This window comes from Pusillimonas sp. (assembly GCF_044464525.1).
GTDB lineage: Bacteria > Pseudomonadota > Gammaproteobacteria > Burkholderiales > Burkholderiaceae_B > Pusillimonas.
Window position 1 is genome coordinate 1 of sequence record NZ_JBIQLE010000005.1, and the last position, 21482, is coordinate 21482.

The 21482-nt window shown below is 55.0% G+C and carries 19 protein-coding genes; 12 read left to right on the forward strand and 7 right to left on the reverse strand.

Features of this window, described 5'->3' with window-relative positions:
* Positions 1–298: 298 nt before the first annotated feature.
* On the reverse strand, positions 299–1357 hold the full coding sequence (locus ACIY1O_RS03985) for a helix-turn-helix domain-containing protein (protein ID WP_397473788.1): 1059 nt from the start codon (positions 1355–1357) through the stop codon (positions 299–301).
* A 207-nt stretch (positions 1358–1564) separates the two neighbouring features.
* Between ACIY1O_RS03985 and ACIY1O_RS03990 the strand changes: the two genes are divergently transcribed.
* Positions 1565–3001 carry a DUF1254 domain-containing protein gene (locus tag ACIY1O_RS03990; RefSeq protein WP_397473789.1) on the forward strand — a complete coding sequence of 479 codons (1437 nt, stop codon included), beginning with the start codon at positions 1565–1567 and terminating at the stop codon, positions 2999–3001.
* Positions 3002–3017: 16 nt separating this feature from the next.
* On the opposite strand, the gene ACIY1O_RS03995 is transcribed toward ACIY1O_RS03990, so the two are convergent.
* On the reverse strand, positions 3018–4241 hold the full coding sequence (locus ACIY1O_RS03995) for an NAD(P)/FAD-dependent oxidoreductase (RefSeq protein WP_397473790.1): 1224 nt from the start codon (positions 4239–4241) through the stop codon (positions 3018–3020).
* A gap of 781 nt (positions 4242–5022) precedes the next feature.
* On the opposite strand from ACIY1O_RS03995, the gene ACIY1O_RS04000 reads away from it, so the two are divergent.
* The 6 genes from ACIY1O_RS04000 to ACIY1O_RS04025 are packed head-to-tail and all read left to right on the forward strand — an operon-like array spanning position 5023 to position 10444.
* Complete coding sequence (locus ACIY1O_RS04000; protein WP_397473791.1) at positions 5023–5805, forward strand: ABC transporter permease; 783 nt, start codon at positions 5023–5025, stop codon at positions 5803–5805.
* Between the two features lie 58 nt (positions 5806–5863).
* On the forward strand, positions 5864–6913 hold the full coding sequence (locus ACIY1O_RS04005; RefSeq protein ID WP_397473792.1) for an ABC transporter substrate-binding protein: 1050 nt from the start codon (positions 5864–5866) through the stop codon (positions 6911–6913).
* Between the two features lie 8 nt (positions 6914–6921).
* Positions 6922–7806, forward strand: coding sequence for an ABC transporter ATP-binding protein (locus ACIY1O_RS04010; protein WP_397473793.1), 885 nt, complete (start codon positions 6922–6924; stop codon positions 7804–7806).
* 36 nt (positions 7807–7842) lie between these two features.
* Positions 7843–8595: an ABC transporter permease gene (locus ACIY1O_RS04015; protein ID WP_397473794.1), complete on the forward strand. Its 753-nt coding sequence runs from the start codon at positions 7843–7845 to the stop codon at positions 8593–8595.
* Positions 8596–8629: 34 nt separating this feature from the next.
* Positions 8630–9601 carry a VOC family protein gene (locus ACIY1O_RS04020; protein ID WP_397473795.1) on the forward strand — a complete coding sequence of 324 codons (972 nt, stop codon included), beginning with the start codon at positions 8630–8632 and terminating at the stop codon, positions 9599–9601.
* Between the two features lie 12 nt (positions 9602–9613).
* Positions 9614–10444, forward strand: a complete 831-nt coding sequence (locus ACIY1O_RS04025) for an alpha/beta fold hydrolase (RefSeq protein WP_397473796.1) — start codon at positions 9614–9616, stop codon at positions 10442–10444.
* Between the two features lie 40 nt (positions 10445–10484).
* Here ACIY1O_RS04025 and ACIY1O_RS04030 read toward each other — a convergent pair whose 3' ends face one another.
* From ACIY1O_RS04030 to ACIY1O_RS04045, 4 genes are read right to left on the reverse strand one after another with little or no spacing between them, the layout of a single operon-like run.
* Positions 10485–11138: a GntR family transcriptional regulator gene (locus ACIY1O_RS04030; RefSeq protein WP_397473797.1), complete on the reverse strand. Its 654-nt coding sequence runs from the start codon at positions 11136–11138 to the stop codon at positions 10485–10487.
* A gap of 10 nt (positions 11139–11148) precedes the next feature.
* On the reverse strand, positions 11149–11469 hold the full coding sequence (locus ACIY1O_RS04035) for a 2Fe-2S iron-sulfur cluster-binding protein (protein ID WP_397473798.1): 321 nt from the start codon (positions 11467–11469) through the stop codon (positions 11149–11151).
* Between the two features lie 16 nt (positions 11470–11485).
* Positions 11486–12427 carry an aldo/keto reductase gene (locus ACIY1O_RS04040; protein ID WP_397473799.1) on the reverse strand — a complete coding sequence of 314 codons (942 nt, stop codon included), beginning with the start codon at positions 12425–12427 and terminating at the stop codon, positions 11486–11488.
* Between the two features lie 14 nt (positions 12428–12441).
* Entirely contained in the window at positions 12442–13461 is a 1020-nt protein-coding gene (locus ACIY1O_RS04045) for an amidohydrolase family protein (protein ID WP_397473800.1), read from the reverse strand.
* Between the two features lie 200 nt (positions 13462–13661).
* Between ACIY1O_RS04045 and ACIY1O_RS04050 the strand changes: the two genes are divergently transcribed.
* From ACIY1O_RS04050 to ACIY1O_RS04060, 3 genes are all read left to right on the forward strand, one after another.
* Positions 13662–14630, forward strand: a complete 969-nt coding sequence (locus ACIY1O_RS04050; RefSeq protein ID WP_397473801.1) for a nuclear transport factor 2 family protein — start codon at positions 13662–13664, stop codon at positions 14628–14630.
* 28 nt (positions 14631–14658) lie between these two features.
* Positions 14659–16209: an amidohydrolase family protein gene (locus ACIY1O_RS04055; RefSeq protein ID WP_397473802.1), complete on the forward strand. Its 1551-nt coding sequence runs from the start codon at positions 14659–14661 to the stop codon at positions 16207–16209.
* A 96-nt stretch (positions 16210–16305) separates the two neighbouring features.
* Positions 16306–17517 (forward strand): aromatic ring-hydroxylating oxygenase subunit alpha, encoded by a 1212-nt coding sequence (locus ACIY1O_RS04060; protein ID WP_397473803.1) that lies wholly within the window; start codon positions 16306–16308, stop codon positions 17515–17517.
* Between the two features lie 486 nt (positions 17518–18003).
* Here ACIY1O_RS04060 and ACIY1O_RS04065 read toward each other — a convergent pair whose 3' ends face one another.
* Positions 18004–18312: a hypothetical protein gene (locus ACIY1O_RS04065; RefSeq protein WP_397473804.1), complete on the reverse strand. Its 309-nt coding sequence runs from the start codon at positions 18310–18312 to the stop codon at positions 18004–18006.
* Between the two features lie 147 nt (positions 18313–18459).
* Between ACIY1O_RS04065 and ACIY1O_RS04070 the strand changes: the two genes are divergently transcribed.
* Positions 18460–19368, forward strand: coding sequence for a pirin family protein (locus tag ACIY1O_RS04070; RefSeq protein ID WP_397473805.1), 909 nt, complete (start codon positions 18460–18462; stop codon positions 19366–19368).
* A gap of 167 nt (positions 19369–19535) precedes the next feature.
* Complete coding sequence (locus ACIY1O_RS04075; RefSeq protein ID WP_397473806.1) at positions 19536–21422, forward strand: CDP-glycerol glycerophosphotransferase family protein; 1887 nt, start codon at positions 19536–19538, stop codon at positions 21420–21422.
* The last annotated feature ends 60 nt before the right edge of the window (positions 21423–21482 follow it).

The following is a 21482-nucleotide window of genomic DNA, read 5'->3' on the forward strand; positions in this document are numbered from 1 at the left end:
GCCTTGGCCGCCTAACCTCTACTTTTAACGACCGTTAAAAAAGGGAGGATTACCGTGGAGCCCCACACAGCCGAAGGGATACCAATACCTGCTACCGGCACGACGCATGCCGCGAAGACAAATTGAATATTGAAGTAGCCGGGCGTTGCTGGGCGATCTTGGCAAGACATGCTTCATCTCCTTGAGCGTACACATGATTACGTCTCTAGCAATGTATGCTTACCGGCAGCAAACTATGTAGTGAGGGCGTCTCACACCACCTTGTTTTCGTCTCAACAGTTCTGTCATGGCAAGAGGCTCAAGGCGGATTCTCAGACAGAGGGCGCCCTTCCCGAAGACCGCGCGGACTAACACCAAAGCGCCGACGAAACAGCTGGCTAAGATTGGCGGGGTCGAGCAGGCCGCAGCGCTGCGCCAACTTCGCGATAGGCTGTTCGTCACACGCTGTTTGCAGCAGATCGTACAAGCGCTGCAAGCGGCGCTCTCGTATATAACCCGCCACAGTCAAATTATTCTTCTTGAATGCCCGATACAAAGTCGCCCGCGAGCAGTTGGTTACGGCACAAATCCATGCAGGGCTCAGAGAGGGATGATCGAGATGCTTTTCAATGAATCGCTGTGCAGTGAATATCAGCGTGCTCTCGGACCCCCCCTCCAGATTGAGCTTGTCCTGCATCGCACCGCGCAACATGGCCAACACAAAATCCTCACTGGCCTCCAGCATGGCATGCCGCTCTTGCGTGGCCATACGCGCCGCAGCATTGGGAAACTGCATCAAGTGCGTTTTTAGCAAAGGAGACAGCCCGCTACTGGCAAGGGCGCTGTTCACCAGAGCCGGAGTAGGAGTCTTGCCTGCAAAAATGGCTTGCAGGGCTAACCTGGGCAGATCGATCTGCACCAACTGGTGGCGAGAGACTTCTACCCTCTGTGGCAGTCGTGAGTCATACAGGAAGAAGTCGCCGGCGTTGGCGACAAAACCTTCCCGATCAAAAGCCGCTTTTATCCGGCCTCCGATAACAAAAAGCAGAGCAAGATCGTCTTCATTATTCGACCGCGCAGCCTGAGCACAGCGCTCTCCGCTAAAGCCATCAGAGAACGAATAGTGCATCTCTTTTGTCAGTGAGACCATGGAAACGATCTTGGCCCGGAAGTCTTGTCGTTGCTTTGGATCGGGCGGGTCGACTTTCACGCTTCGAACTTGCGACCCCGTCCAGAAGTGGTAGCGTTCGGATGGCGCAACGTCGTCGGACCGGATGGTCTGAAAGACTAAGTCTGAAGGCCTGCCCCTGGAAAACAAATGGGGAGGCTCTGGAACCCAGGCCGACTGCAAGGGTGGGCGATTCGTCTGTTTAGACACGCCACGCTCCTAAGTTAGTGAGCTTGCCGAGAGTTTACCAAACCCAATAAACATCCAACTTCGGGCACGCGGTCGCACTTAACGGCGTAACGCTGGACTTCCCCCTCATACGAACGCATAATCACGGACTAATTTTGTCCTAATTTTTAATATACCTAGCTCGCTTTTTTGCAGGGCGTTCGAATAATTATAAAAAGGCTTGGCGTCGTGAGACTTCTATCTTTTATTTTTCTTCTCTTCACCCTGGTCGGATGTAGCAGCGGTTCAGGAACCGACACCGACACCGACACTGACTCGTTACGCGCGAACGCGAAAGACGCGTACACCTACGGCTATCCACTGGTATTGATGGAGCGTACAAGACAAGTTTCGACCGCCGTGCCAGGCACCGAGGGGTCGCGCGCACCGATGAACCAGTATGCGCACATCAAGACGTTTCCAGACCCTGATTTCAAGGATGTAGTCTCGCCCAACGTCGACACTTTGTACTCGATTGCATGGCTTGATTTATCTTCGGAACCCATCGTGGTTGCTGTGCCGGATGCGCGCAACTATGCGCCGACCGGCGCTGACGCCAGATACTACTTGCTTCAGATGCTCGACGCCTGGACGAACGTTTTCGATTCACCCGGGCTGCGCACACGTGGGCCGCAAGCACGCGACTTTCTTTTGAGCGGGCCAGACTGGAACGGAGAGATTCCTGCTGGTTTGGAGCACATCCCATCACCCACTGCGCTCGTGTGGATCACTGGTAGAACCCAGGTTATTGACGACGCCGACTTGCCGAACGTCCACGCCTTCCAGGAACAACTAAAGCTGATCCCGTTATCAAACTGGGGCACAGCTTATACACCACCTACTAACGTGCCCGTCGAGGAAGGCATCGACTTTTCCACGCCTCCCGCTTCGCAAGTCGATAAGCTCAGCGCACAAGAATTTTTTGCAGAGTTGTCTTTGCTGATGTCGCGTAACCCTGCAGCCACTTACGATGCCGCGATACTAGAAAGGCTTGCAACCATGGGCTTTGTTCCTGGAGAGCCTTTTGATCTTTCCAGCCTGCCGAGAGCGCAGGCAGCAGCCATTGAAGCCGGCTACAGGATCGGGCGTGAGCGGCTACTGCAGCTTGCATCACGCAGTGGGGCCGACCCTGTCAATGGCTGGACGGTGTTGACGAGCGAGATCGGCTCGTACAAAAACAACTACGACATGCGTGCGATTACCGCATTGGTAGGGTTGGGGGCCAATCTGCCCGAAGATGCCGTGTATCCGCGTACAGCGATTGACGGTACCGGCGAACCGTTATCGTCTCAGCATCAATACACTCTGTCTTTCGAGGCAGGCAAATGGCCGCCTGCAAACGCATTCTGGTCGCTAACCCTTTACGATTCTGATCAAGCGTTGGTAGTGAACCCGATTGATCGATACGCCATCGGCAGCAGAGACGGGCTGGTACAAAACTCCGATGGTTCTCTGACCATTTATATCCAATCAGACGCTCCGGCCGGAGCCATGCAGAACAATTGGCTGCCTGCCCCTCAAGACAAAGAACAGCCATTCAATCTGGTCATGCGCGTTTATTGGCCGAAAAACGAAATGCTGAACGGAGATTGGGTTGTTCCCCCCGTTGTGAAGACTTCGAAATAGGCCGGAACGGCACCACTTAAGCCGCCACCCCGTCCAACGATTTCAACGGTACTTCAGTATTAACCGCCAAAGCACGATCCACAGGCTTGCCACCAGCAATCAGTTTGCGGGCCGCCATATGATCCGCGGGCATATTGATCGACTCGACGACCTTGAGCACGTCACCCTCAAAACCCAGGACAGAGAATTTGCCGGACGTGAAAGTTCCGCGCACTTCATATTCGTACTTAGGCTGAGCTAGCCCGGCAATCTGCAGGCGTATGTCCCCTTGATCCGACCAAAACCAGGGTAACGCGCCATAACTCTGTTCTTTTCCGAGAAGGTTGGCAGCGACGCAGCGGGCCTGATCATTCGCATTCTGTACAGATTCCAGACGAACCAGATGCCCCAGTATATGAGAGGGGAACCGGACACAATCACCCATGGCCCATATTGCCGGGTCTGCAGTGCGTAAGTGCGAGTCGACGACAATGCCGTCGTCGCAGTACAGGCCCGCTTGCTGGGCGAGACCGTCGTTGGGTTCAGCGCCGATGCCGACAAGCATTAGATCGGTGGGCAAGGTCTGCTCACCCACCTGCGCCGATACCACGCGACCGGCCTCAATATTGACTTGAGAAATTCGGCTATTGAGGAGTAGCTCTACCCCACGAAGACTATGATGAGCATGCAAGAACCGCGCAATCGGCTCGGACACCGAGCGGCCCAACAATCGTCCCGCAGCTTCAAGCACGGTAACGCGCTTGCCCAATTGTGCTGCGGTTGACGCCACTTCAAGCCCGATGAACCCACCCCCCACTACCAGGACACGCTGTGCCGACTCAAACTGAGCTCTCAAGCGATCGGCATCCGCAATAGTGCGCAGGGAATGAACATTAGAAAACTGGCTTGTGTCCAGGTCGGGCAATGGCCGAGCACGAGTGCCCGTTGCCAATACCAACTGGCCATACGACAGAAGCGTCCCGTCACTAAGCGACAGCCGCCGTGCCTGCCTATCGACACCGACAACTTCCGTACCCAACTTTATCGTCACGCCATGGGTCGAATAATAGCTTTCAGCGCGCAGCCAAGCCGGTGCAGCATCCGCATCCTTCAAATAGCTTTTAGATAATGGCGGTCGCTGATAGGGCACGTGCGACTCAGCGGTGATCATCACTACACGGTCGCCGGCACCGGCTTCAACCAAACTGGCACATAACTGGGCGGCAGCGTGGCCACCACCGACAACGACGATTCGACTCACAATGACTCCTTTTTTTCTGATTCCCAGTTGCTTTGAGGCGGGCATCCGTAACCCCTAGGGTATCAACCCGGATTTCGAGAACGGTCCGACGTGGGCTCGAGCTTGCCGTGAACGCGCGAGTACGAAAGTAGCGTTTCTAAAGCGAGTCACCCACCGAAACTTAAATACAATAAATTTTGACCAGTGAGTTTATTTTATTCTTTTGAATCATCAAGTTACGAGACACTCCAAGTTAAGTCACATTCCGTCAGATTATATTTTGGATATTGTACACAAAATTACTATTAAGTCTTGGTTGACACGCATTTTCCCAACTCTCTGGATAAGATGGCATAAAGTCCAGGCTTGATTCCATGGAACCCTGACCGCAAGAAACCGCGACTTCATTAACCGACCATCATTCTATTCAGAGACGAATCAATCTCTAGAAGTCCCAAAGTCAGAGGCTGAAGCATCTACGGCTTGCAAACCAACATCGGCGCTCGACCCTACCTAATGTGGGCTCTGCCCCTCTCGGAAAGTACCGTGCAATAGAAACCATACTGGCCGAAATAGCAAATAGAATATTAAATAAATATTCTGGTTCGGCTTCACCGTCTCCTTTTTACCGCAATAACAATATCTTCATAGGGGTTTTCCCGTTTCGAGGGGAAACCCTATTTCGCGAACTTTGGATATTGTGCACAATATACTTACTCATGGATGGAGACGTCCGTTTGAGGAGGTAGAACAAAGTTCCGCGGGTCCCAAAATTCGAAATGGAAACAGGAGCAATATCTCTATGACAACAACGCATCGTCCAGGCAACGCCCCGTGGGGACGCCCACTGGCCAATCTGCTTAACGTCATCTGGCCTTTCCTCTTGTTGATATCCCTGTGGCATGCTTGGATCGTCATCGACGAAGTACCGCAACTTGTAGCCCTGTCTCCTTGGCTAGCGCTCAAGGGAATGGTGAGCTACTTCGGCGAACTCGTACCCGATATGCTCGCAACCAGTGCAGTGATCGGTACTGGCTTGCTAGCGGGAATGCTGATGGGCGTCGCACTGGCGTCGTTCGCTTGGTTCTCTCCTCTGTTAGGCGGAATGCTTACGCCTGCAGTGGTATTGATAAATGCCGTGCCCTCAGTCGCCCTGATCCCTATTGTCGCGTCCATCTTCGGCTTCAACACTGCCGCCGTGGTGGCCATTGCGGCCCTGATCACGTTCTTTCCCGCCTTCGTACTTACTCGCTCCGGGCTCGATGCCGTCCCGCCTGGCTCCGACGACCTATTCAGCGTGCTCGGCTCGAGCCGACATGCCCGATTCACGCATTTGGCATTACCGGCCGCATTACCTAATGTAGCCACCGCTCTACGCATAGGCGCCATGCTAAGCGTGCTGGGTTCACTCACTGCCGAATGGCTGCTGGGTACGCAGGGCTTGGGATACCGTCTGGCACTAGCGCAACAAATTATGGATACAGAGCTAGCGTGGAGCATCTGCATGTTGGCTATCGCCTTCTCGCTCTTGGTCTTCGGTTCAGCGACCTTGTTGGAGCGATACATAGCATCGCGTTTTCGTTGATCGATTAACGCCCGATCTCACACACCACTATTCGAATACTGACAACAAGGAGCAAACCATGCGAGCAACCGACACCAACCGTAGAAAATTCTTGCGTTCCGCCGGTGCCGCCGCACTGGGCGGTACAGCCCTGCAGCTGCTTGGGCCATCCGTCGTGCTGGCAGCCCAAGACAATACCGTCTCACTCCAATTGAACTGGATACCCAGCGTTGACTTCGCTGGCTTCTACATCGCCGACTCACTCGGCTACTACAAGGATGAAGGGGTTAACGTCCGGTTTCTGCCTGGCGGCCCGAATATGCAAGCCGTGGAACAGGTGTTGGCCGGCGGCATGGGTACTGCCGGGCTACCCACATTCCTGACCAGCACCATCCAAGCGATACAGCGGGACGCCAAGTTGACGGTTATCGGCACAGTCTTCCAGACTTCCCCTCTAGCGTTGATTAGCCTCGAAGACTTGCCGCTGCGCAACGCTGAAGATTTACGTGGGAAACGAATCGGCGCAGCTCAAGGTCGCCAACGCGAACTGAACGCCGTGTTCCGAATTAACAACATGCCAACTGACTCCTATCGCTTTATGCCCATTGGCTACGATTCGGCGCCGTTAGTTAGAGGGGACGTCGACGTGATCAGTGTCTATGCAACCTCCGAACCCTTAGTACTGGCTGAGAGAGGCGTAAAAACGAACCTCATCTTATATGCCGATCTGGGCCTGCACACTTATACCTGTCCCATAGTTGTAAGAACAGACGCTATCCAGAACAACCGAGACACTTTGCTGCGGTTCCTGCGCGCATCAATCAAGGGTTGGGAAATGAACGCCAAGGACACCGCAATCGCACCCAAGCTCGTAGTTGAAAAATATGCTGGCTCGACAAAAGTGGAACTGGCTCACGAACTCAAAGTCAATGAGGCACTGACTCCTTTTACTCAAAGTGATCTAACTCGTAAGAAAGGCATGCTATGGCTCGACAAGACGCATATCTCGGGGCCTGTCTATCGAGGGCTCACCGCAGCAGGCGAATCCAATCTGCCTGATGTAGATTCCTACGTCGATACATCTTTGCTCGAAGAAGCCTTCGGCGATCGTACAACCCTATTGTCGTAAGGAAACGCATGCCCATCCAACGTCAACCGGCACTCATGAAAGAAGCGATTACTCCGACGCTGGGAGCCTACAAGGCAACCACAACTGGCACTACTACATCCGAAAAGGACTTTGTTCGGCTGGAGTCGGTCAGCAAGCAATTCAACGACGGCACGAAGGAGTTCCTGGCGCTTGATCGCGTAGACCTCACCATCAGGCAGCACGAGTTTTTAGCGCTAATCGGGCCCTCTGGTTGCGGCAAGTCAACCATCTTGAGGCTCATAGCTGCCCTCGAAACACCCACTGCAGGGCGCGTGCTGGTGGAGGACGGCGACGACCCAAAGTCATTGCTACACGGCAATCGGCTCGGTGTTGCCTTCCAGGACCACGCCCTGTTGCCTTGGCTCAGCGCCTGGGACAACATAGCCCTGGCCTTCAAAATCGCTGGACGCACACCAGACGCTCAGCACATCGCCTCGCTGTTTCAACTGATGGGTCTGAAAGGCTTTGAACGAGCCAGGCCGCGCCAGTTGTCAGGCGGCATGCGCCAGCGGGTAGCCATCGCCCGCGCGCTCGTTCTCAAACCGGACATCCTGCTGCTAGATGAGCCATTCGGCGCGCTGGACGCAGTAACGCGGCGCCGATTGAACATCGAACTGCAAACTTTATGGAGCCAAGAAAAGCTCACGACGCTGCTAGTTACCCACTCGGTGGACGAGGCTATCTTCTTAGCTGACCGCGTCGTCGTCATGTCGCCTCGACCCGGTCGGGTAGCGATGGAACGCATCATTGATTTTCCCCGTCCGCGTACGCCAGACATCATGCGAAGCCCCGAATTCCATCGCCTATCCGACGAATTGACCGCCGCGCTGGACGATATCGAAACCCAAGTCCATGACCAGCCCGAGGCATGAAGCCGTCCAGGACCCAAGTTAAGTGAGTGTAAGAAGATGGATCTACAACATCACCGCAATTCGCTATATCCAGTATGTGGCACATTGCTACTGCTAACTATCTGGGAACTGCTGGGGAGAACTAGTTTTTTCGACGGGGTAATGCCTCCCCCCAGCGAAATCCTAAACGCGGTGCTGTTTACACCAGGCCGCTCGCTGTACTTTGAAGCGCTGATGATCACCGGTCGTTCAGCCATCATCGGCTATCTTCTGGGCGTAGTTATCGGTGTGTGCTTGGCCACACTGGCACAATTGGTGCCTGTGCTACGCGCCGGCATAGTACGCTTCGGCGCTATTGCCAACGCCACCCCCATTATTGCACTGGGCCCCGTCCTAATGGCTACTATTGAACGAGCCCATCTACCCATTGCCGTGGCCGCGTTCTTCGTCTTTTTTAGCATCTTTATCGCCCTGCTTTCTGGCTATAGCGAAGCCACACGCACCCACCACGACCTATTCACTGTACTGGGGGCCAGTCGGCAACGACGTTTCCTTTACTTGGAAGGCCCTGCGGGCCTGCCGACGTTCACTGCCGGCCTGAAGGTCGCGGCCCCGGCCGCCGTGGTAGGCGCTATTTTCGGCGAATGGTTCGGGCTTGACACCGGCATAGGACCGCTCCTGATTTCGTCCATGCAAAGTTATTCGCTCGGCGCGCTCTGGGGCTCGACGTTATTAGCAGGCATGGTGGGCATGCTCGCCTACATGTTGCTGTCACAAGCAGAGAAAAAAATTACGCGGCGCTTCCGCTAAGCGGTTCGCAACAAACATTTAACTAGGAGTAATCATGCAAGCAGTCAAACCAGCCCTCTTCCAACCGGACCGGTTCGCCCATGCTAATTTGTTCGTTGCCGATGTAGACGAGTCCGTGGACTTTTACCGTGACTTCTGCGGAATCAACGTGGTATTCAGGGAGCCAGGCGTAAAGGCAGGTTTTCTGAGCAACGGAGCTACGCATCACGATGTTGGGCTCATGCAAGTCTCCGATAAGCCCCTCATAGGCAAGGACGGCAAAGTACAGAACTCCATGGAGCGTGGGCGCACGCCAGGCTTGAATCACATAGCCTTCCATGTAGGCAGCGAACAGTCGCTCGTCGACGCTTATCGCGACGCTGCAGAATATGGCATACGCATCGAAAAGGCGTTGGATCACGGCCTTTCGCGTAGTCTTTACCTATTCGACCCGGACGGCAACGCAGTCGAATTCTACATCGACATTGTAAATGACTGGCGCCAGTTTTATCGCGACCACCAGAATGAGCTCATCAGTATTAATTGGGATCCAGCCGGCGAGCCGCTTGCGCCGCGCATAGAGCCCGAACTCAACATGGATGAACCGGTCGCCGACGCCCCCGTGCACGCCCTGGAGATTTGCGGCGCAACCTTGGTTACCAGAGGGTTAACCAAGGCTGTCCAGTTCTATACCGAGGTCGGAGGCCTGCAGTTGCTGGCGCTTAATGAAAGTGACGGCGTGGCGCTGCTAGCGTTGCCGGGCAATGATTACCCCAGCCTGGCCTTATGCCAGGCTGGCGCCGACGTCAGCGAGGCTGGCCTACATTCAGTCTGGTTTCTTGCTCGCGGAGATTCCCCTGTATTTAACCAGAAGCTCGATCGACCTTCCTATACATACCTGCTTGAGCCTGACCGGCGGTGCTCAGTTGTCGACCCCAACGGTTTTCATCTAGTGTTCTATCCCGGCACCGACAAGCTGCCAAGGACACCGACTCGACACGAAGTTGTATCTGGCATCACTACCTAGGAAGCATTTGCCATGCAGATCCGTTACATACAGGCAGGTGGGGTTCGTACACGCGTGTGCGAAATTGGTAGCGGCACACCCCTGATGCTTTTGCATCCTATTGGATTTTCCGCCGATGTATGGTTGCATAATTTCACAGCACTTGGCGCGCAGGCTTCGGTTTGCGCGCCAGACCTGTTAGGGCATGGATACACTGATTTTCATGACGCGCAGGGCCGTCTTTACATCGGAGCGATGCTTGAACACCTGACGGACCTCTGCGACACACTGGGCTGGGATCACTTCGACCTCATAGGCAGTTCGTTTGGAGCCCAACTTGCGGCATTGATGGCGTTGCGCATGCCGCATCGAGTGCGCCGCCTCGTTATTGTGGGCAGTGCCACCACCGTGCAAACTCCCGAAGAGGTTTCGGCTACCCTGCGCCGAACATTAGCTAATGGCGGTAGCGCATTCGATAAACCCACGTGGGAAAGCTGCCAGCAACGCCTGGCAAATCTGTGCTATTCCGACCACGTGGACGGATCCGAACTGATGCTCAGCCAGCTAACTGCTTACGCGCGGGAGGGAGCAGCAGACGCATACAAGGCGTTGTTAAGCTCACTGTTGAACCCCGCGACTTCGGAACCCTTCTACGTATACGACAAACTAGGACATATTGAAGCAGCCACACTCTTGATCTGGGGTAAGCAAGATCCGCGCGCCAGTTACGAGCGTGCACGAGAAGCCGTAACGACATTCCGTAAGGCCCAACTCGAGGCGCTGGATGAATGCGGACACCTGCCCTTTCTGGAACACCCACGGCGTTTCAATGAGCTGGTATGCCAATTTTTGGCAAAGGCTTGACGCAGTTCATTCTGTGATGCGGCCGATGCTGCGCTGCCTTTCAGTTCTTAAGTAGTGGCAATACTGCTTCGACCGTAGCCTTCAAGTGACTGCGCGTGATGTCGGCCGCACGCTCGGCGTCGCGCTTTCTAAGCGCTCCAAGTAAATCACTAAACTGGTTGCGATGGAACGGACGCTTGGTAGCACCGATCAGTAAATTCACGTAGGGCTCAGCGCGACGCGTCAACGAGCGAATGATTTCCAGCAAGTGAATTTTTCCGCTGGCGCTATAGAACAGCTCACGAAACTGGCGATTCAAGTTGATCAGGTCGGCACGCCGATCCGATTCGTCCATCGACTGCACGATTTTTTCTACTTCAACGAGCTGCTCAGCAGTGATGGCCAGAGCGGCATGATAGGCCGCATGGCTTTCGAGCAGGATGCGGATCTCGTAGATTTCTTCTAGTTCCGCGCGAGTGGGCTTGTATACCACCGCGCCCCGATGCGGCTGGTTAATTACCAACCCTTCGGCCTGAAGAGTGATGATTGCTTCGCGCAAGGGCGTTCTAGATACGCCAAGACGGGCCGACAACTCATCTTGGCGTAACGGCTCGCCGACACCTAGGTCGCCGTTAAGAATGAGCTGCCGCAGGCGATCAGTTGTAATCGCTGTTACGGTCTGGGGCTTGGCTGGCTGCATGAAATGTGATGACATGTCGTTTTCTTCAGATCTGCGCTTCCGGTAGTCGTATGATAAGCCCATCGAGAGCATCATCCACGACAATCTGGCAGCATAACCGGCTGTTATTTTTAGGAGCCACGGCGCATGGAATCATCTCCAACTCTGTTTCAGAGGCTGGAGGTATTCTATCCAACCAAGCAGAGTCTACGTAGCCATGACAGGTAGCGCAACTGAGGGCGCCTCCGCAATCGCCCACGATGCCTTCCACCATATTATCCACTGCCAATTGCATTACCGTAGTTCCAGCGCGTCCTTCCACCAGTGTGGAGGAACCGTCGTGATGCACGAACACTACTTTGGGCATGGTTGTTGGCCTCGAGTTAAGGAGCCGGCGCGGCAATAATGATGTCAAGGTCCTCCAGATCCTGCGTGGTCAATTGCCATTGCGAGGCGGCGACGTTTTGCTGCACTTGCTCGGCGCGGGTAGCGCCAAATAGCACGCTAGCCACACCGGGGCGATCAACCACCCAAGACATCGCTAATTCGAGCAGGCTGTGGCCGCGCTCTTGTGCATAGGTGTCCAACCGTTCCACCAATTCAAAGTTTGCGGGTGTCATGACCTGGCTAAATGCGGGGAGTACTGCTAAACGCGAATTGGGGGGAAGAGACTGCTCACGCCGATATTTACCGGTCAATAAGCCCGAAGCCAGCGGAAAATACGGAATAATTCCAGTACCGAAATGCAGTGCCGCTGGCACGAGCTCACGCTCGATGTCCCTTGCCAGCAAACTCCATTCAGCTTGAGCTGCGATGAAGCGGCTACCTCTGTGACTCCGGGCCAAATGATCCGCGTCCGCCAACTGCCAAGCGCTGAAATTGGAGCAGCCGATATAGCGCACTTTACCTTGATTTACCAAACAGTCTAGCGCGTCCAAGGTCTCGTCGACGGGTGTCTGCGGATCAGGCTTATGTAAGAACAATAGATCTATATAATCAGTGCCCAAGCGACGAAGACTGGCCTCACACGCCCGGATGACGTGGCTACGCGAACCACCTCGCGGAGCTTGGCCTTCCTTCACAATGCCCAGCTTGGTAGCAATGATCGCCTGGTCTCGCCGGTTGCCTAACGCCTGCCCCAGCATACGTTCCGACTCTCCGCCACTATAGATATCAGCGGTATCAAACAGTGTGATACCGTGCTCCAGCGCGGCCGCAACCACAGCGTCGGCATCGGCTTGTTCTATACGCATGCCGAAATTGTTGCACCCCAACCCCAACGACGACACTGCCAAGCCACTGCGTCCTACGCTTCGGTATTCCATGTAACCCTCCCTTTTTAGATCAATGTCACTTGATCGGCACGCAGAACAGCCAGCACATGGCCCTTCAACGTCAGACCTTCGAAAGGTGCTCGATCTGGAGTCTGCCAGGGCCAAGCGCGCACCTGCTCTTCGTGCGTAGGATCAACCAGCAACAAGTCTTGCGGGGCGGGCATGCCAAAGATATGGGCGGGCGCTGTGGTTGCTTTTTGCCAAATCGACTCTAGATCCCAGCCGTGCTGCTCGCAGAGCGTTAATAAAGCAGGCAAAAAGTGCTGTTGAGTCTGCAGCCCTGGACTAATTGGCGGGCCGGCGTAATGCGGAGAAACGTGGTCGCTAGCGATAACATCCACGCGATCAGGAAAAGCGGAAACTAGACTTAAGCGAGCCTGTTCACTTGGCGGAGACGGCAGTACCGTCAGATTCTCATGCTTCCCCTTGGCCAACTCAAGCATGAAGTGCGGACTGCTCTGAATGGTAGCTTCAGGGGCGCGGCGCATGATATCTACCACGGGGGCTGACGTGGCGTGGCGCAGATGCAGGGGGCGCTCGCCAGCGTGTGCAACGACGCGCTCCAAATCTGCATCGTTGACGCACCACACCATCGGCTTGATGCCATGTTCCCATGCTGCATCGAGATTACGCTCGAGGTGAGGGTCAGCCGAATAAAACTTGCACACGCGCGGCATACTCTGGGGCCATGTGCGAATTTGGCGAGCCAGCCACGATCCGAAACCAGCGCTGTCCTCATGCGGCCAAACCGACAGCAAAGGGACAATGCGCACAAGTGCCTCACTCCCCATGTCTTCAGCCAATGCCCCAAGATCGGATTTCGCTACAAGTTGCCAGGCAACCGCAATATTTGTTTGACTGACACCGCCTGCGAGGGCACGTAACGCGTCGCTTCGGCGCACGCCAAATTGCACATGCGGCGCATGTGCGTCGGCATCGTACAACGCTGGAAGCAACCACCATTCGCTGCCATCAATATCTCGGCCCTGCTCAGGCGGCCAGTTGGGCGCATGCTGCGCCGGCATACCCGCCGACCAGCGCAGCGAAACTCGTTTTTGAGTCCGTCTATCCAACACGTCGTGGACGGTTGTCGTGAGGGGTGTAGGCGCAGACATACGATCTCCTTTTATCGTTGACAAGGTTTCTTCGCTCGTCTAAGCTGTATTTTATCCAATATCCAATCTAAAATCCAATTTTATTTCCCGTCACTATTATGAACAACGACTTGACGCGTTTAACGGCACGGCTGGAGACCCTGGAAGCTCAGGATGCGGTACGACGGCTACAGGCCGAGTACATGCAGGCCTGCGACGATAAGCGGGGGCGTGCTGTAGCCGACCTCTTCTGGGCGGATGGTATCTGGGAAGGAACAGGGGGATCGCGAGCGGGCAAAGTGCGCGGGATGGAGGCCATTGCCGCCATGTTCGAGTCGAGTCCGAGCGTACTGACGTTCACTGTGCACTATCTAACCAACGAGTCGATAACCGTTGAAGGTGACCGCGCAACAGGCCGTTGGAAACTATTCGAGCCCTGTACCTACCAAAACATCCAAGCCTTATGGATGGGAGGCCGCTACGAGAATATCTTCGAGCGCCGCAATGGAGTCTGGAAAATCCTGCATTTAAAGCTAGACGTCGAGTTCCGGACACCCTATGAGCGAGGCTGGCTTCAGCAACGGCATGCTGTGTTAACTCCCACCGCGTCGGAACCACCTGCGCAAACGGTCGATGCGGTGGCCTGCCGCGCTATTGACCACATCTCATTGACCGTTCCAAGCCTACGCCAGGCGACCGATTTCTTTGTTTCTGTGTTTGGCGCCGATCTTCTGTATCGACGTGAAGCGGCGGGAAACGGCTCGGAAGCTTTTGCGCTTAGTTTCGGCGTAGACCCGCGGGCAGGCTTCAAATTGGCCAAGCTTGTACTAGCGGGAGTCGCACTAGAGCTTTTTGAATACTACGGCCCCGACCTACGCTCCCGTATGTCACGCAATTGCGATCCTGGAGGCAGCCATTTCTGCATTGAGGTATTCGACATGGATGCAGCGATAGCTCGCTTAGCGGTCGAGCCTGATGTACGCCTGTTAGGCGAGCCCTCGGTGCTTCCGGAAGAACATCCACTGGCAGGACGTCGTTGGATTTACTTTCTCACGCCGTGGGGCCAGCAGCTTGAACTCGTATGCGACCGCGATCGATAGCCAGAACCTAGCCACGAAGGAACCGACCATGTCCCGCATACTAATTAAAAATGGCCACATTGTTACCGCCGACAACGCGGACCGGTGCTTCGCACCAGGGTATGTAGTTATCAAGAATGACCGAATCATAGATGTGGGGCCCTGGCCGCCAAAGCACGACTCGCTTGTCGAAGCCGATTTCGACGAGGTTATCGACGCCACCGACCGCATCGTGATGCCGGGTTTCATCAATGCCCACATGCACTCCAATGAAAGCTTCGAACAGGGCGCGTACGACAATCTACCGCTCGAGCTATGGCTCGCGCGTGCCTATCCTCCCTCCGGAGTGCCCGCTCTCGGTCCGGAGGAAAACTATCTGCGCTCAATGATTGTCGCCATTCAAAGTCTGCGCAGCGGCGTAACGACTATTCAGGACGATGTCATTAATTCTTATGCCAAAGAAGACTTCGTGGATGCCGCGGTGGAAGGTGCGGTGCGCGCCTATGCAGATGCAGGACTACGCAGCGTTGTGACAGTAAGCTTCATCAATACCAATTTCGCTGATGGCCGGCCGTTCATGCGTGACATTCTGCCCGCCGATAAATTGGCGCATGTAGACGCATCGCCCGCGCCCGATTATCGAGCGCAAATCGCGCAGTTCAATGATCTGTATGCAAAATGGCAAGGATACAAAGGGCGGACAAATATTATTCTTGGGCCCATGAGTCCACAACGCATTACCACGCCGTTCTGGGAAGAAATCAACGACATCTCACGCTCGCGCGGTATCGCCGTCCATTGCCATGTGGACGAAACACGCAATCAAGCAGTAACTGGGCGGTTATTTTACGGCTCGTCGATGATAGAGCACTTGGCCACCATAGGCGCCCTGTCGCCCCGCCTAACCATCAACCATGGCATATGGGTGACGGATCGCGACATCGAGTTGCTAGCCGAGCATGGATGCTCCGTGACACACAATCCTCTGTCCAATATGAAGCTGGGTAGTGGCGTCTGCCCCGTGCGAAAAATGCTTCGCGCAGGTGTAAACGTCGCAATCGGTACCGACGGCACCTCCACCAGCGATACAGGTGACATGATAGAAGCCATTCGCGCCGCCAGCCTTCTGCATCGCCTAGAGGGCAAACACCATGATGAATGGATAACCGCGCTCGATGTATTCAACATGGTATTGCAAGGTGGAGCCCGCAGCACTTTGATGCAGACCGAAATCGGCAGCATAGAGGCAGGCAAGAAGGCCGACATCATTCTTCTGGATCGAAACGACTGGGGCTTCATACCGTTAGCCGACCCTGTGCGCCAACTGGCGTTTAGCGTCAACTCTGGTGCCGTGCGGACCACTATCGTCGACGGGCAAGTCGTGATGCGGGATCGCGAGCTCTGCCACATCGACGAGAATGCGCTCAGAATCCAGGTCAGCGCGTTGGCCGAACGTTACCGAACCGAATACTGGCCCGCTATGCAGCAAGGCGCGGAAAGCATACTTCCATACCTTGAAGAGATGTTACGCCGCAGCGCAATGTACCCAATGCCGGAGTTTGCAGCCGAACGTAATGCGTATTTGAAACGACCCGCCTGACGCGCATCAGCCGCGTCAGGACAAAAAAGAAAGCAGCGTATCCAACGCTGCATGAACCCTCGCCGCGATCGCGGCATTAGATTCAGGAGCAGGAGCATGAAAGCCAATGATATACAGCAGCGTGATTATATCGCCGACTTGCTAAGCAAGATGGAGAGCTCGGCCGGCGACTATACTCGCGCGCGCTCGCTACCGAGCGAACTATATACCTCGCCAACCTTCTTCGAGTTTGAAAAAGAGGCCATTTTTTTCAAGAACTGGCTGGCGTTAGGCCACAAAAACCAAATTCCCAATCCGGGCGACTATTTCACGGTGGAAGTCGTCGACGAACCCCTGATCATCATCCGACAGAAGGACATGAGCATCAAGGTATTGTCTGCCATCTGCCAACACCGCGGCCACCCATTGGTATTTGACTGTGCCGATGAGAAAACGGGCAATATCAACACACTTACGTGCCCCTATCATGCTTGGAGTTACCAGATAGACGGCCAGTTGCGTGGCGCCCCCTCGATGTCGAAGACCGTTCCCCTTACTGAGCAGCGTAGCGACACTCGTCTCCCCGAACTGAAGGTAGAGCTATTTCACGGCTTTATCTTCGCCAACTTTGACCTTGATGCTGCACCGCTGGCCCCTACCCTTGCACGTGCCGACGCCGAGCTCAAAAATTATGACTTCGAAAATATGGAAGTTATGCCTACGCAGATTCACGCCGATTATCCGTGGAACTGGAAGATCTCGCTTGAGAACGGCTTAGAACCATATCACACGTCATATGTGCATCGAGGCTTTCACGAAGTTGCTCCAGCTGAGAACGCACGCTTCACAGACTACGACGACTACACGCCGGGCGAGAACTACCTGACTCATATCACTTATTTCGAAAACATGCGTGCAGACGCGGCATTCAATCCCACTGGTTTTGCACAATTTCCTATATTAGAAAAACTGACCGAAGAAGAGCGAAAACGCACTGTGTTCTCGGCTGTGCCCCCCACGCTCTTCTTCTGCCTACTGCCAGATCAGGCCTTTACCTTCCGAGTCTTCCCGCGATCGGCCGACCGCCTCGATCTGTTCGTAAACTTCTACTATCCAAAGGAAACAACCCAACTACCCAAGTTCGACTGGATGCGATCAGTGCAAGTGTCGTCCACCGGCACGTTCGGTGAGCAAGATGAGCTCACGAATAAAACCATGCAAAAAGCCTTCAAGTCGCGTTTCGCTCCACGTGGACGGTATTCGCATCTGGAGGCAATCCTGCCCGAGTTCAACCGGTGGCTGTTGGAAAAGTATAAACGCGCGCTCTAACTTGCCCGGATCGAAATAGAATCAAGCGCCTCGAACGCTGCGCCGGCTGTATGAAACAACAGCTGGCGCCGTTGATCTATGGATAGACTTATATCTTGATATCGAAAACTGTTTATCCGATGTTCGCGGCGGCTTCGTCCTCGAGCAGGCAAACTCCTTTGACAAGTCGGTCTACTATAACTAAGCCATCCCGAATGGTGTATTCAGCCCTGGGCAAATGCTTAGACAAGTCGAAGTGTCAGTTCGTCGAACTTACTCGTCAACACAGAGCACACCCGTGATCGCCTGTTGTCACGCTTGCCCACGTTTGACACAGGACCCAGGCCCCATCAACGACTAAATGGGGACGGGAAATGAAACTCGCCCCACCAAGCCATCGCGACGAGTTCTTCGTCGCAAACATACGTAATGACGCCACAAAGCGACCTCTGAGTATCAGCGGACGCGAAGCTGAAGACTTGGTCGAATTTATTGAACCCCTTAGCATCAAATAAAAGCAGGAACAGAGAAGGCGAGGCGGAAGCCGAAATTATTTCCATCGACCATTCGCGCAACCAAAGCCCAGACGATCCCCTTCTGTTCGGCATGCTGGCCGTCCGCGAGCTCGCGCTGGTTCCCCTCGGTCGCTTTGATGAGGCCGCTGAACGGGCCATGAAAGCAACGGCGCCTCCAAACGCCCATGTACACATCCAAGCCATCGCAGCTCACTGTCTTGCAATGGCGGACAAACTTGACAAAGCGCGCGGTATCGCTGCGTAACCACACAACGCTGCCAGATGGGGCCAACGATTTCATTGCTGCGTTCCGGCTTTCCGGCAATGCGGAACAATTGTTCCGCAACGCTGCTGAGCGTATCCTTGAATAAAGCCAAATCCAGCGGCGATGACTATCCCCCGTCGTCGCCCATAACCATTCCAAGCATTTTCGATCAGGAGGCACGACATGATAGAGATGGTCATTGAGCAGCGCCGACGTCGCTTAGCCGGAAGCTTTGAAGTGGGTCGGGTGTTGCCCTTTGCAAAACGACGCATGGTCGGGCCCTTCATATTTTTCGACCACATGGGTCCGCTCGACCTCGCACCGGGCATCGATCGCAGCACCGATGTTCGCGCGCATCCGCACATTGGGCTATCGACTGTCACTTACTTGTTCTCCGGCGAAATCATGCACCGGGACAGCCTCGGGGTCGAGCAAGCGATTCGTCCTCGCGAAGTGAACTGGATGACCGCCGGGCACGGAATCACGCACAGCGAACGATTCGAGCACGCAAGAGCGCACGGCGATCATTTGCATGGCATACAAGCATGGGTGGCGCTGCCGGCCGAGTACGAAGAAACGGATCCATCCTTTTCCCATCATGCGGGAAATGATCTGCCCCAGTGGAACGAAGCGGGCGTAACCGGCCACTTGATTGCAGGCAGCGCCTACGGAATGACTGCTGCGGCCGAAACGCATTCTCCGCTGTTCTACGCGCATCTGGACATGGCGCCGGGCGCGACCGCTGAATTACCAAGCGGACACGCAGAGCGCGCACTCTACATTGCGGCAGGCGAGGTAGAGCTTGGCGGCACCCGCTACGACGCGGGCAAGATGCTGGTGCTCGGTGCAAGCGCTTCGCACGTTCGAGCTACACAACACGCAACCGTGATGGCTCTAGGCGGCGAGCCTGTGGGCGAACGCTTCATTTATTGGAATTTCGTCTCGTCGTCGAAAGACCGGCTTGCACAGGCGGCATTAGACTGGAAGGATGGGAAGATGAAGCTTCCCGATGCCGATAATGCCGAATTCATTCCATTACCCGACGCGCCTGCTCCACCGGCCTTTTCGTCAAAACCTGCAGACGCTCCTTAATTAAAAGCAGCACGTCTCTCCGAAAACCCGGCCGAAGGTACCGCCGCCACTGACAGGTTTCAGGCTGGAAACACTGGGCACGAAGAAATCGTATAGGATAGGGAGACGCACCTCTCGTAGCCATATGCTTATGAATTTAAAGAAAAAAGGACTCAGCGCACACACGAATGACCAAAGATTTTCACATTGCCCAACGCTTTACGACCGAACTCCACATCCTCGAAGACCTTATTGCCAAGGCGTATCGCACACACGGCGCCCTACCCGCAGGGCTTGCACACAAAATCGCCCAAGATCTGGCAAAACACGTCCAACGTCTGCTGAATCGACACCTTCATGCCGCCCAGGTACAGCATGATTCGGCAAGTTCCCACCACGAGCAGCTCGGCCGATTGTTGAACGCCATCAGCCCTGAGCTTCTGCTTTCGTTAAAGCTGGACAACGTGCAGCTCAAGCACAAGATCGCCATGCTGGCATTGGGCCATCCCGAGCTGGCCCATGTGTCGCAACCCCTGCCCATGGAATTTGACCATGCGTCAAACGAATTTTGCTTGCGGTATTACTACATGGGCGCCCAGCCCGAATTCCGGGTACAAGTAGACAGCCATGCACTGGCGCCGTTCGCGGCCAAGATTCGCGCGCATCGCTTCTTCGACACTACGCTGTTCAAAGAGCAAATTGCCTGGTTCAGTTGGGCTAGATCAGGTGCGTTACGCATCGAAGTCAACGGAAAGCCCGTGGCCGCCGCGCTGCCCCACGCCGGTCAGTCCTCGTTGTCGGATGCCGCCGGCACGGCCGACTCGCTGCAAACCCGCCATCATCCTCAAGAGGCTCAGCTACTACGCATGCTGGCGCGCATGCCCGCTTATGTGCGGCAGTTCAAGCAGGCGTGGCTGTTTATGGACCGCGACACGCAGGCCGACGACAATGCGGAACATCTGTATCGCTACGTCAGGCGACGCCAACCGCAGGTGAACGCGTGGTTTATTCTGCGCGATACGTCGCACGACTGGCAGCGGCTCGAAGAAGAAGGGTTTCGTCTGCTGCGCTTTGGCAGCCTGGATCATAAATTGGCGCTGCTTAACGCCGACCACCTGCTGTCGTCGCACGCCGACCCTTATGTAGCGCAGTATCTGCCTATCGACTATTTCAGCGACCTGTTGAAGTTTCAATTCACCTTTTTGCAGCACGGCGTCACGCAAGGGGACTTGTCCGAATGGCTTAATTATCGTCCGATACGCCATCTGATCACGTCGGCCTCGACCGAACGGCAATCCATTGTGTCTGACGATACAGGTTACCGATACACGACGCGCGAGGCAGCATTGACGGGCATGCCGCGGCACGACAAGCTCATCCGCAAACGCGCCATCCACCGCCGGCCTCGACGCATTGTTATCATGCCTACCTGGCGCGAAAGCGTGGTGGGTGAGGCGCTTGATATGACCAACGCGCGCAGGCGCAATCCGCAATTTCGGCAAACCGCTTTTTTCAAGGCGTGGCACGGTTTGTTGACGGAGCCGCGCTTTCTACAGATGGCGCAGCGGCATGGGCACGAAATTGTGCTCTTTCCCCATGCCAACCTGCAACCCTACCTTGATGACTTTGCCGGCTCGCAAATAAAGGTTCTGGCTCATGGCGACGTAGCCAGCATCCAGGACCTGTTCCTGGACACGGCGGCGCTGATAACCGATTATTCATCTGTCGCGTTTGAGCTGGCATATCTAGAACGCCCGCTTCTTTATTACCAGTTCGATATAAACACGATATATCGAGGCGGCCACTTTATCCGCAAAGGCTATTTTGATTATCACGAGCACGGATTCGGCCCAGTGTGTGCCACCAAGAGCGCGCTGCTGGATGAATTGGAATCCTTGCTTGAGGCCGACGGCAAACCGGCCGAACCCTATGCCCGGCGCATGAAGGATTTTTTTGCTTTTCGCGATGGGCGATGCTGTGAAAGGGTGTATAAGCTGGTGGCGCAAACCGGCGTATATGACACGTACACAGAGGAACCCCCTGCCGCGCTTCCCGCCTCTTTACGCAATATCTAGGCACACCCTTGCGACCCGGCTGAATCAGTATTCATGTTTCAAACTGATAACACTTGGCCG

Coding starts and splice junctions, on each gene's coding strand:
- ACIY1O_RS04055 (WP_397473802.1), top strand. CDS start 14,659: ATGTCCCGCATACTAATTAAAAATGGCCACATTGTTACCGCCGACAAC.
- ACIY1O_RS04010 (WP_397473793.1), top strand. CDS start 6,922: ATGCCCATCCAACGTCAACCGGCACTCATGAAAGAAGCGATTACTCCG.
- ACIY1O_RS04070 (WP_397473805.1), top strand. CDS start 18,460: ATGATAGAGATGGTCATTGAGCAGCGCCGACGTCGCTTAGCCGGAAGC.
- ACIY1O_RS04005 (WP_397473792.1), top strand. CDS start 5,864: ATGCGAGCAACCGACACCAACCGTAGAAAATTCTTGCGTTCCGCCGGT.
- ACIY1O_RS04035 (WP_397473798.1), bottom strand. CDS start 11,469: ATGCCCAAAGTAGTGTTCGTGCATCACGACGGTTCCTCCACACTGGTG.
- ACIY1O_RS04020 (WP_397473795.1), top strand. CDS start 8,630: ATGCAAGCAGTCAAACCAGCCCTCTTCCAACCGGACCGGTTCGCCCAT.
- ACIY1O_RS04025 (WP_397473796.1), top strand. CDS start 9,614: ATGCAGATCCGTTACATACAGGCAGGTGGGGTTCGTACACGCGTGTGC.
- ACIY1O_RS04015 (WP_397473794.1), top strand. CDS start 7,843: ATGGATCTACAACATCACCGCAATTCGCTATATCCAGTATGTGGCACA.
- ACIY1O_RS04065 (WP_397473804.1), bottom strand. CDS start 18,312: ATGAAATCGTTGGCCCCATCTGGCAGCGTTGTGTGGTTACGCAGCGAT.
- ACIY1O_RS04040 (WP_397473799.1), bottom strand. CDS start 12,427: ATGGAATACCGAAGCGTAGGACGCAGTGGCTTGGCAGTGTCGTCGTTG.
- ACIY1O_RS04000 (WP_397473791.1), top strand. CDS start 5,023: ATGACAACAACGCATCGTCCAGGCAACGCCCCGTGGGGACGCCCACTG.
- ACIY1O_RS04060 (WP_397473803.1), top strand. CDS start 16,306: ATGAAAGCCAATGATATACAGCAGCGTGATTATATCGCCGACTTGCTA.
- ACIY1O_RS04045 (WP_397473800.1), bottom strand. CDS start 13,461: ATGCCGGCGCAGCATGCGCCCAACTGGCCGCCTGAGCAGGGCCGAGAT.
- ACIY1O_RS04075 (WP_397473806.1), top strand. CDS start 19,536: ATGACCAAAGATTTTCACATTGCCCAACGCTTTACGACCGAACTCCAC.
- ACIY1O_RS04030 (WP_397473797.1), bottom strand. CDS start 11,138: ATGTCATCACATTTCATGCAGCCAGCCAAGCCCCAGACCGTAACAGCG.